Annotated in this window: 7 protein-coding genes; 3 read left to right on the top strand and 4 right to left on the bottom strand. The window is 44.2% G+C overall.

Translation table 11 applies throughout. The features are described 5' to 3' along the window. Nucleotides 1-21 precede the first annotated feature (21 nt). Nucleotides 22-1,359, top strand: coding sequence for a DUF928 domain-containing protein (locus tag RIG27_RS01565; RefSeq protein ID WP_446341799.1), 1,338 nt, complete (start codon nt 22-24; stop codon nt 1,357-1,359). 166 nt (nt 1,360-1,525) lie between these two features. After that, nucleotides 1,526-3,676 carry a CHASE2 domain-containing protein gene (locus RIG27_RS01570; protein ID WP_446341801.1) on the top strand — a complete coding sequence of 717 codons (2,151 nt, stop codon included), beginning with the start codon at nt 1,526-1,528 and terminating at the stop codon, nt 3,674-3,676. A 133-nt stretch (nt 3,677-3,809) separates the two neighbouring features. Here RIG27_RS01570 and RIG27_RS01575 read toward each other — a convergent pair whose 3' ends face one another. The 4 genes from RIG27_RS01575 to RIG27_RS01590 form a co-directional block, all read right to left on the bottom strand. Beyond that, complete coding sequence (locus RIG27_RS01575; protein WP_446340834.1) at nt 3,810-4,559, bottom strand: phosphonate ABC transporter ATP-binding protein; 750 nt, start codon at nt 4,557-4,559, stop codon at nt 3,810-3,812. Continuing rightward, nucleotides 4,556-5,473, bottom strand: coding sequence for a putative selenate ABC transporter substrate-binding protein (locus tag RIG27_RS01580; RefSeq protein WP_446340835.1), 918 nt, complete (start codon nt 5,471-5,473; stop codon nt 4,556-4,558). Before RIG27_RS01580 ends, RIG27_RS01575 begins: the two co-directional genes overlap by 4 nt. 282 nt (nt 5,474-5,755) lie before the next feature. Then, on the bottom strand, nt 5,756-6,718 hold the full coding sequence (locus RIG27_RS01585) for a hypothetical protein (protein WP_446340836.1): 963 nt from the start codon (nt 6,716-6,718) through the stop codon (nt 5,756-5,758). 2 nt (nt 6,719-6,720) lie between these two features. Further along, nucleotides 6,721-8,208: an AAA family ATPase gene (locus RIG27_RS01590; RefSeq protein ID WP_446341804.1), complete on the bottom strand. Its 1,488-nt coding sequence runs from the start codon at nt 8,206-8,208 to the stop codon at nt 6,721-6,723. A gap of 741 nt (nt 8,209-8,949) precedes the next feature. Between RIG27_RS01590 and RIG27_RS01595 the strand changes: the two genes are divergently transcribed. Further along, nucleotides 8,950-11,064: a protein kinase domain-containing protein gene (locus RIG27_RS01595; protein WP_446341806.1), complete on the top strand. Its 2,115-nt coding sequence runs from the start codon at nt 8,950-8,952 to the stop codon at nt 11,062-11,064. Nucleotides 11,065-11,393: the final 329 nt, after the last annotated feature.

An 11,393-nucleotide genomic window follows, 5' to 3' on the forward strand; every position in this document is an offset into this window, starting at 1 on the left:
AGCATTCAAGGAAAGTTAACCATGACTCCAGCAATCTGCCAAACTCTCTTATCCGCTACAGTAACCGGGACAATCTTCTTATTAACAGCCAATGCTGTTTTAGCAGGTTTTGTCCCCTTAGAGTCGGAACCTCCCATCAACGATAACCTGATCAGTGTAGACTTTAGTCTTCCCGACGATAATGTTCCAAAAAGCGGTGTAGGTGGGGGTGTGCGAGGTCAGGTGCAGTTTGGTCTTCCTCAAGATTCCGCACCCCGTAGTGGTGTGGCTGGGGGAACTAGAGGAGATGTGCAGTTTGCTTTACCTGGTGGTTCTGCACCTCGTAGCGGTGTGGCTGGGGGAACTAGAGGAGATGTAGAGTTTGCTTTACCTGGTGGTTCTGCACCTCGTAGCGGTGTAGCTGGGGGAACTAGAGGAGATGTAGAGTTTGCTTTACCTGGTGGTTCTGCACCCCGTAGTGGTGTGGCTGGGGGAACTAGAGGAGATGTGCAGTTTGCTTTACCTGGTGGTTCTGCACCTCGTAGCGGTGTAGCTGGGGGAACTAGAGGAGATGTGCAGTTTGCTTTACCTGGTGGTTCTGCACCCCGTAGCGGTGTAGCTGGGGGAACCCGAGGCGAGGTAGAACTAACTTTACCTGGCGGTGCTGCACCCCGTAGCGGTGTAGCTGGGGGAACCCGAGGCGAGGTAGAACTTAGCTTACCCTCTGACGCGAAAAACCCCTATACCAGTTCTGGCGGGGGTATCCGAGGTGATGTTGAACTATTTCTCCCTAATCAAGATTCAGTTCCCGAAGTGTTAGGTGCCTTAGCAACAGAAGCAAAACCAGTCAATGACATTCCTGTACTTACAGCATTAGTTCCGCCGACGAAACATGGACGCACCGTTTCACCTCGTCCCACAATCTATGTTTATTTGCCTCCAATTGGCGCACAGGAGGTCTTTTTTAGTATTCAAGATGAAGCGGGGAATTCTCATTACCACACCATCCTCAATGTCTCTCCTCAAGGTGGAGTCATGGCTATTACTCTACCCCCAGACACACCGGGATTGGAAATCGATAAGAATTATTTGTGGTATTTTGCTCCCATTGAACCCGGTGGAATTCTGAGACCCGATAATTATGCCGTGACAGGATGGATAAAGCGGGTTGAAAATACGGTCAATAAGCAAGAGTTTGTCGGATCTCCCGTGAAGTTGGCAACTAAGTATGCCGAGGCAGGGATCTGGTATGATACGTTGCAGGTTTTAGTTGAGGCTCAACAATCTGAACCGAAGAATGAAACCTATAGTACCGAATGGCACGATTTATTAGAACAAGTTGACCTAGAAGCGATCGCGTCTCAACCTTTTGTTTTCTAGAAGGCAGGAGGCTTTGTTTGTAGTAAGCACTTTAGTGCTTTAACGCATAGCTGGAGAGGGCTAAAGCCCTTACTACGAACCCAAGCTAATCCACCAATTAAGGTGTGCCACGACACTACTTATTGAAAGGATAAAACAACATGATCAGGGTTGAAACGAATATAACATGGGTGATGACTCGTTAACCAAAACGGAAAATCAAACCCTTGAACAAAGCGAAGGGTCAACAATTAAAATGAACCCTGACACGTCTCTACAGGCATTATTGAAACGCTGGAAAGGGGTTTTACGGATTACGCTTTTTGTAGCAGGCTTAATTAGTGCTGGCAGTTATCTGGGGATTTTTCGGGTTTTAGAATGGTTGATTTTAGATCAATTCCTTCTCCTGCGTCCCCAAGAACCCGTTGACGAGCGAATTGCCATTGTCACGATTGATGAAGAAGATATTGATTATGTGGTGCAGTGGCCCATGGCGGATAAAGTCATGGCACAGCTAATCCGGAATATTAAAGCCCAAAACCCTAACGCGATCGGGTTAGATATTTATCGAGATTTACCCGTAGAACCGGGACATGATGAACGGGTTGAGGTGTTTAAAACCACCCCAAACCTAATTGGAATTACCAAAATTGCTGGAGATACCATCGACCCGCCACCCACATTAGCCGACAAAGGTCAAGTGGCGGCTAACGATATGTTCCTGGATAACGATAGCAAAATTCGTCGTAGTCTGGTTCTCGGTGAAGCTGAGAGCGGTTTACTGCAAGGCTTTGGCGTAAAACTGGCTTTAGATTATTTGGCAGACCAAGGGATTGAATTGGAAGCCATCAATCCTGAAAAACAAATCTTTGGTTTAGGTCAGGCAAAATTTATCCCCCTAAGCAAAAATGATGGATTCTACAAAGAATCGGATTTGGGTTGGTATCAAATCCTGGTGAACTATCGCGGCGGACTGGATCGCTTTCCTCATATTTCCATGACCGATGTTTTGGAGAACCGCATCCCAGAAAACTTGTTCCGCGATCGCATCGTTTTAATTGGTTCAAAAGCGCCCAGTCTTAATGATAACTATCTTACTCCTTATAATAGCAATCTAGCTGTCCCGACGGATTTAATGCCCGGTGTGGTCATCCACGCTAATGTCACCAGTCAGATTCTCAGCGCCGCTATATCAGGGCGTCCCATGTTGCGGGCAACTCCAAAACCTATACATTGGCTAATAATTGTTGTTTGGTCAGGATACAGTGCCACACTTGGTTCATTCTATATTCACCGACGCTGGATGACTCTTTTGGGGTTATTAGTCGCGGTCGGAATTATTGTTATCAGTTCCTATTTTGCCTTTCTTTATGGTTGGTTAGTTCCTGTCTTTACGCCTTTATTAGCTGTAGTTGTTGCGGCTACGTTGAGCGTCGGTCAGGTTTTGTGGCAAAATCTGATGATTTCCTATCAAAAATTAGAAGATTATGCCCGTAACTTAGAAGATAAAGTTAAAGAACGCACGGCTGAACTCGCCCAAGCCAATCAGGAAATTAGTCAACTCAACGAAAAACTCAAAGCCGAAAACCTACGGATGAGTGCTGAACTTGACGTCGCTCGTCAACTGCAATATATGATCCTCCCCAAATCTGATGAATTAGAAGCCATTGAAGGATTGGATATTGCTGGGTTTATGGAACCGGCTGACGAAGTTGGCGGCGATTACTACGACATCCTCTTCACAGATAATGTAGTTACTGTTGGTATCGGAGATGTAACAGGACATGGGTTAGAAAGTGGTATTTTAATGATGATGACCCAAACCGTTGTTCGCACCCTTGATGAAATTCGGGAACGTGATCCCGTGAAGTTTCTCGATGTTCTTAACCGCACGCTCTACAAAAATGTGCAACGGATGAATTCGGATCGCAACTTGACCTTAGCCATTCTTAATTATACTGATGGCAAAGTTAGTATCAGTGGTCAACATGAAGAATCTATCGTGGTGCGTGCTGGGGGAATTATTGAACGAATTGATACCATGGATTTGGGGTTTCCGATTGCCTTAGATGATGACATTGCGGATTTTATTGATCGGGCGTTAATTGAATTACAACCCGGTGACAGCATTGTCCTCTATACCGATGGCATTCCTGAAGCTGAAAATATGGAAAACGAACAATATGGGTTAGAGCGATTGTGTGATGTGATTCGTCAAAACTGGGATAAATCCGCCGCAGCCATGAAAGATGCGATTATTGATAATCTGCGGCACTTTATTGGTAAGCAAAAAGTTTTTGATGATATTACCTTAGTGGTACTGAAGCAAGAGGCTTAGGGGCTTAAGTATAATGTAATTTATGATATAGCAGTAGACACATCGATTAGGACTTTCGGCACCATTGTAGAGACGTTGCATGCAACGTCTGGAACATAAATGATGTGTCCTAACAGCTATGACGGTTGCTATATTATGTTTTATACAACTGATCAATCATTTCTGCCGAAACATTTGTAGCTGAATTATCAAATAAAATTTTTCCCATTTTTAATCCAATCATGCGTTGATAATACCTCAGGGCAAAGTCAACTGAATGCAGGCTAGTCACCAAAGTTTTACCCCCCTGTTCACTCATCTGACACAGTAACTCTATTACCTCTCGACTCAACTCCGGATCAAGACTAGAAATGGGTTCATCGGCTAAAATCGCCAAGGGATTTTGTACCAGAACTCGCGCTAATGCTACTCGTTGCTGTTGTCCCCCTGAAAGTTGATCTGTGCGGGTGTAAATTTTTTCAGAAATGCCCACCTGAGTTAATGCCTGATGCGCTGTTTCTACCTCTAACGGAAATAGCAGTGATACAGCGGCTTTAAACAATGACCACCGTCCTAAATGTCCAGCATTAACATTGTGAATGACGCGCAAGTTATCCACTAAATGAAACTGCTGATAGACTGTACCAATTTGCCGTTGCACTTGGCGTAATCTCCGAGTCGATAGCTGAGAGAAATTATACCCTAATGCCCAAATTTCTCCTTGGGTTGGTTGCAGTGTCCCATTCAACAAACGCAATAGGGTGCTTTTTCCCGCCCCACTTGACCCGACTAATGCCACCCGTTCCCCAGGGTAAAGAGTGAGATTGATCTCCGTTAGGGCGGTTAACTGACCAAATCGCTGGGTTACACCGTTTAGCTGAAAAATTGGCGACGAATCGCTCATTTAATTTTGCCAATTTGACGACCGACTTCTTCAATTTGAGCGTAATTGGAATTTTCTGTGGAAATAAATTTATCAGCACCAAATAAGTCTAAAATTTCTTTGTGTTCGAGGTTATTCGGGTCAAGCTTGAGTAAAGCAGCTTGCACCTTCTGGGAAAAGTCTTCACCATAACGTGACTTGGCATCGGGATGAATCACCCAATGATAATCATAATAGGTCGGTGTTTCCCAAATCACATCCACTTTATTTAAATCCACGTCTCCGGCTTCCACGCGGCTTTTCCAGACTTGAGAATTTAACGCCCCTGCCTGATAACTCCCGGCTTCAACCAGTTGAATTGTGGTATCATGGGAACCGGAAAAACCGACCTCTCCCTGAAAATCCTCTGGTGTCACCCCGGCTTGTTCGAGATAATACTGAGGCATTAACCGCCCTGATGTGGAGGATTCACTGCCAAAGGTAAAGGTTGATCCTTTTAATTTGGATAATTCTTGGATATCCTGAATCGGTTGCAGTCCACTATTTTTATTAGCAATAAATACACTGGTAAATTCAGCATCAATATCCCGTTGGGCGATCGCCTCTGCGCCTTCAACTTGCGATCGCGCCTGTACGCCAGTTAATCCGCCAAACCAGACGAGATCGAGATCCCCCACTCGAAATGCGGTTACCGCTGCTGCGTAGTCGGTTACAGGTTTATATTCGACGGGTACACCTAACTCCGTTTCCAGGTAATTTGCCAACTTGTCATACAACCGTTGCAACTTTTCCGGATCTTGATCGGGAATCGCCCCAGCGATTAACGGTTCAACGGTTGTCTCATTCCCCGTTTCAGAAGCTGGGGAACAAGCAACTAAGGGAGATAGCAGGAACAGCAGTATCCCCGATACTAAAACGTTTCTTAACGATGCCATTTGCTGAATCTATAAAATTTTTACCCAAAAAAATTGTAACAGCAGGAGTGTCGGGGTAGGGTGTACGGTGTGCGATCGCGCCAGCTTGTAGTAAGGGCTTTAGCCCTTAATTGTACGGGTTTCTTTTGCATAATGCTAATCCATCTTGCTTAGGTGTGGCGTAACCCAGCTAAAATTGTGGAATAGATTTTACCATTAAATCGGGCGCACGTCAGTGCGCCCCTACCAAGTTTACATGCACCCCCACCATTGAATGATGTTTTCTTATCATCAGATACCTGGTTAACCGCGCTGCTGACAATCCTTTTCATATAAGGTTTTCAAGAAAAACGGAAGATGATAGTGAACATCACTACTTTTTTCGGCATAAAATCGCCCTATTTCCAAAGAAAATTGATCTCGATAAACCTCAATCGGACGACTCCAATCAGTAGGAGGGTTAAATTGGTTCCAGTATTCCTTCGCTTTCTTAATCGTCAACAGGGCAAAAATTAACTCCTGCTTCCGTTGCTCATCTGGAGCATTTTTAAACTGATTTCTCCAGGAATCTCGCAACTCATTCACTCCCTGACAATCTAATCCAGAACAGTAGCGAAGCCGCTTTGATGCTCGTTGTAAGTTATCTCGCAAATTAGCATCATTACTGATTCCATCTGCCATATCAATATAAATTGTTTGCAGCAAAGCAGGATTATCTTTATACATTGGAGCAGCGGCAAAATTATCAAATACGGGTTGGAGTTCTGGGAACAGAAAGTAGGACTCCTTATAGATAAACCCTGTCACCCAGATCCGATGATTTATTGCATTTTTAGGATTGACCTTTGCTTGTTCATACAGATCCTGAAAAATTGCCTCTGTATCTGGAAACAGATAATCATCAATCATTTTAGGGTATAAATCTAAATCAACAATCGCAAAAAGCTTTTCTGGACTTAAATAGGAGTTAGCGCTATCTTTATCGTGTAACTGTAATAAAGTGCAGTAAGTATCGAGTACATCGGTTCTGTCGCCACAATTAAAAAATTCGGGTCGATAGTTCCGCCACCACTTAGGAACACAGGCATTATAAAAGTTAGAATCTGGCATTTGTGCCATTCTTCCATAAGATTGAGGCGATGGTCTACCCTGAAGCTCCCAAATACCCCCTTTACCTTCACAAAGAACAACTATTTTATTCAGGATTCTGCGAGAACGAAGAATTATTTCACAGTGGCGTTGTAACTGTTCTGGACTAAAACTCATGTCTAGTTTTCGGGGTCTTGCTGGATAAGTTTAGGTTCTAATTCTTTAACATGGGCAGGAGTTAAGGCTTGGCAGAGTTCGTAGGAGTGGGTTGCCAGAATATATTGATTATTCGGTGCCCATTCTTGTAAATCTTGAATAATTTGATATTGCCAATCGGGGTGAAAAGCGATTTCTATTTCATCCATTAATACAATAGCATCTTCTATATTATGATGTTTGAGCCACATATAAATGCTTAACCGTTTCAACTCTCCATGACTAAGGTCTTCGGGAGAGAGTTCGATAGTCTCGCCATTTCTATCTAATGTAAAGTTCACTCCATTAAAGTCTTTATCTATGTTTATTTTCTTATTGAACAACATCTGGTTTAACTCATTTTTTAGTCTTTGATAATTATTGCCATACTCTCCCGTTTCTATCGCTTCTCGGAAATCGCGATCGCGAGCATCTTTAAAAGCCTGTATCAAAAGATCTACAGCTAAAAAATCATAAGTAAATAAATTTATAAGTCGTTTTCTGGCGTCTTTAAGTTTTGAGTAATAATCTTTATTTAAAACTAGCTTACTTTTAAATAACAAATTTCGACTTTTTTGCTCCATAAAAAGAAACAGTTGTGTAGAAGGAGCAGCAAAAAATATTTTTTCTGCCATGGAATCCAGAAACATTTTTGTTTCTGAACTTTTTGCTACATCAATACCATCAACATGACAAATTAATAAATTTATTTCTTCTTCGTTAAGTCTGTATTCGGATATAAATATCCAATTATTGGATTTCATGTATTCTGCTACTTTAGTTGAAATAGGTTCAATCTCTTGGCGTATTTGGGAATACTCTTTAAGTAGCTCTTCAAGTTGTTTTTTCATCCGATTATTTAATGATTCTGCTATAGACGTAACCTCTCTTGTTAGTTTATGTTTTTCGATGGTCTGTGACGTTTTACGATCAACCGATTGTAATTTTTTAAAAAATTGTTCAATTTGCTCTATTTCTTGACCGAAAAAATTTCCTTCTTTATAAGCAATTATTTGTGTGTCAATATATTCCAAATAGTCAATAAACTCTTGTAATTTTCTAATCTCTTGATTTATTTCTTCAAGTTTTTGCATTGCTAAAAACAATACATTGCCTTTAAATTGGCTAGAGTTATTATCAAATTGTAACATCTCTTGAATATAACCATTTTTGCAACAGAAAAAATCAATGGCTACAGTTTTACTGTTATCCCAAATATCAATCATAGCCAAAGTTCTCTTCGGAGAGTCTTCGCGAATATTGAAGCCATTGAGTAGATTTTGCAAAAAAGGTTTCTTTTCCGGATCAGTCGAACAGTGAAGTAGAGTAAAAATTAATTGCAGTAATGTACTCTTACCACCGCCATTTAGACTGCCCAAGGGAAAAATTCTGGGAACAAAATCCTTTTCAAAGGTAATATCAACATCCTTTAAAACCCGGAAATCAGGAACTCGAATTCGTTGCAGGTGCATAAAACACTCCTAATATTGACTTGATATCCGCGTTGGCTTCACAAGTGTTATTTTACTTTACCTGAGCAAGATAAATGGAAACCGTAGGGGCGCACCGACGTGCATCCGTGTCAACTTAAGGTAGAAAATCAATGCTGGTAAGGTTTAAAGCTGTGTCTATCTACTTCTCGACATTTCCCCCTCATCCCCTAACCCCTTCTCCCACCGTGGGGGTGAGGGGTTGAGCTTAAGTTGACACCAATGACCGACGTGCGCCCGATTCAACTGATATGCGCCCGATTCAACTGATATGCGCCCGATTCAACCGACGTGCGCCCGATTCAACTGATATGCGCCCGATTCAACCGACTCCAGTAGTGGCATTGCACATCTGAGCAAGCCTGATGCTCATGAAAGAAATTAGGGGCTAAGGTTCCCCTACTACGAACCCAATCTAATCCCTAATTTTAGTTGTGTCAGTTCAGTAGGCGGCATCTTCTTTTTGAGAAACTCCACTCACTTAAAAGGAAGGGAACTGAAATTTTGGCTGGTGGGTTTCGACTTCGCTCAACCCACCCTACGGTGTATCAAGGGTTGTAGAATAACTTGCTGGATTTCGCTATCAACCCACTTGAGAGGAACTATGATAGAAGTCCAGAAAAATCCAGAAGCTACAATTACAACCATGTAATGATCTTAGTGGTCATTCCGCTATTGCCTGCCTTCCGCCTTCTTCACTCACGTAGCGCACATTCTGGATTCATGAAGCTCTTAAATTGCTCTCACGGTCACGAAAATCCCCCCAATAGTCGCTTTTGTCTCCACTGTGGTGAGAAACTGGAGCAAGCAGAAAATGGCAACAGGGAGTCGGGATTGGCTTTGGCGGGACGCTATCGGATTGTGCGGGAATTGGGACATGGGGGATTTGGACGCACTTATCTCGCCCAAGATTTGAATCGCTTCGGTGAAGCTTGTGTATTAAAGGAATTCGCCCCGCAAGTGCAAGGGACATTTGCCTTACAGAAAGCCTCGGAACTGTTTGAACGAGAAGCTGGGGTTCTCTATAAGCTGAAACATCCCCAAATCCCTGAATTTAGAGAACTGCTGCGAGTGAAACAGCAGGGAGAAGGACGCCTGTTTTTAGTCCAAGACTATATTGCTGGACAAACCTGTCGCGCTATCTTGGAGGCACGTCAGAATCAGGGATTACGGTTTAACGAAACCGAAATTCTCAAACTATTACGCCAAATTCTCCCCGTTTTGGACTATATCCACTCCCTCGGCGTGATTCATCGAGATATTTCTCCGGAGAATATTATCATCCGTCAACAGGATGGATTGCCGGTGCTGATTGACTTTGGCGGGGTTAAGCAAATCGCCACCACGGTAGCCTCTCAGGTGATGGCATCCTCCCCGGTTACAGCAACGCGCTTGGGTAAAGTGGGTTATGCCCCCCACGAACAAATGCAAGGGGGGATTATTTCTGCCAGTAGCGATTTGTACGCTTTAGGGGCAACAGTTTTGGTGTTACTCACGGGGAAAGAACCCTCTGAGCTAATCGATCCCCACACCTTAACCTGGTTTCGTAGTCGGCACTTTAGTGCCATTCCCCTTAGCCCCACCCTCAGCCGTATCCTCGAACAACTGCTACAACCCCACCCCCAGGATCGCCCTCAAAGTGCGAATCAAGTCTTACAAGCCCTGACATCTCAATCCCCCCAGATCGCATACACCCCACCGCCACCGCCATCACCCCAGACGCAAGCCACAGTCGCTGTCGCACCCGCTTGGATTGCACCAATCCCACCATCCCCCCCTACCCCTGTTGCTCCCAAGTCTGCGCCAAGTGGCAAGAATAACGCCGCTTTAGGCTGGTTGGGGAAATTTATCCTGGCATTGGTGTTTATTCTGGCAGCCGGTGGCTTTGGTTGGTGGGCGGGTAATCTGTGGATTGAGTCGCAACTGCGATCGGAACAACGCGGGGCTACGCCTACAGTAGAGGACTTTGAGAACCCAGTGATTTCACCAGAAGACGATGACGAACCCGAACCCTCCTCCGACTTTTCGCCGGAAGAACGACAACGCAAGCAAACCCTACGACAGCTACGGATGAATCTGGGTATCAATTATGACTTTTATGTCAGTTTAGTCGATGAGGCGTTTTGGAATGAGTATCCAGCACAACGGGGAGATCCATTAAGTACTGATCCAGAAGATGTTAGGCTCCGAGAAGCCTGGGATAGAATCGCAGCAAATTTACTCACCCAGATTGAACAGCTTGATCTGAGTCGTCAAGCCAAGCAACAATTAGGCAGTTATGATGAGAGCGATCGCGATCGCTGGAAAGTAAGCGTCAATCGTCTACGTGTCAGTAGTCGGGCGTTATATGACCTCGCTGATGCCCAGTTTTTCCGTATCTTCCCCAAACAAGAAGGCGAAACCGGACCGGAATTTCTGGATCAACCCATGGGTCAAATCTGGCAAGCCACGGTTGCGGATAGCGTCAAAGCGTTGCAATCCAGAAAGGCATTAGAACGGATTATTTTTGAACCTGGTGAGACTGGCACACAACTAAGTGGAACCCTGCAACCCGGAGAAGGTAAAGCCTTTACCGCCGAGTTAGGGGCAGATCAGTTAATGGAGGTGAATCTCTCCATCGCCCCCAATGCCTTATTTTCCATCTACAGTCCCACAGGTAATACAATCTTCCTAGAAGATTCGCGCCAGCACAGCTTTTCTGGGGAATTACCAGAATCAGGATTCTATGAGTTTGTTGTAGTATCTGATGCGGATGAACCGATTGATTATCAACTGGATCTCATGGTTGAAAATTCCCCCGAATCGGACATATCAGTTGATCAAGGTATAGAAGAATAAAGGAGTAAGATTTCACCAAATAAGTAGGGGCACGATAATATCCATTGGTGTCAACTTAAGGTAGAAAACCAATGCTGGCAAGGTTTTAAGTTGTGTCTATCTACTTCTCGAAATTTTCCCCCTCATCCCCTAACCCCAACTCCGAACCCCCCTCGTTCCCCCCTACCCCCCTCGTTCCCCCCTACAAGAGCTACGGTGTACACACAAGTGGAGTCTGAGCAAGTTTCCACCCCAGGAAAAGCGACTCAAACTTCCGCAAACCCTTGACGAGAGTGGGCATTCCTGGAGGACGTTGGGAACGATAACCCGACCATCCTCCCAGGCGTGCA

This window comes from Coleofasciculus sp. F4-SAH-05, from assembly GCF_040222985.1.
GTDB lineage: Bacteria > Cyanobacteriota > Cyanobacteriia > Cyanobacteriales > Coleofasciculaceae > Coleofasciculus > Coleofasciculus chthonoplastes.

What these genes read in the sequence shown, in the direction of transcription:
- RIG27_RS01565 (WP_446341799.1), top strand. Translation starts at nt 22, where the DNA reads ATGACTCCAGCAATCTGCCAAACTCTCTTATCCGCTACAGTAACCGGG.
- RIG27_RS01570 (WP_446341801.1), top strand. Translation starts at nt 1,526, where the DNA reads ATGGGTGATGACTCGTTAACCAAAACGGAAAATCAAACCCTTGAACAA.
- RIG27_RS01575 (WP_446340834.1), bottom strand. Translation starts at nt 4,559, where the DNA reads ATGAGCGATTCGTCGCCAATTTTTCAGCTAAACGGTGTAACCCAGCGA.
- RIG27_RS01580 (WP_446340835.1), bottom strand. Translation starts at nt 5,473, where the DNA reads ATGGCATCGTTAAGAAACGTTTTAGTATCGGGGATACTGCTGTTCCTG.
- RIG27_RS01585 (WP_446340836.1), bottom strand. Translation starts at nt 6,718, where the DNA reads ATGAGTTTTAGTCCAGAACAGTTACAACGCCACTGTGAAATAATTCTT.
- RIG27_RS01590 (WP_446341804.1), bottom strand. Translation starts at nt 8,208, where the DNA reads ATGCACCTGCAACGAATTCGAGTTCCTGATTTCCGGGTTTTAAAGGAT.
- RIG27_RS01595 (WP_446341806.1), top strand. Translation starts at nt 8,950, where the DNA reads ATGAAGCTCTTAAATTGCTCTCACGGTCACGAAAATCCCCCCAATAGT.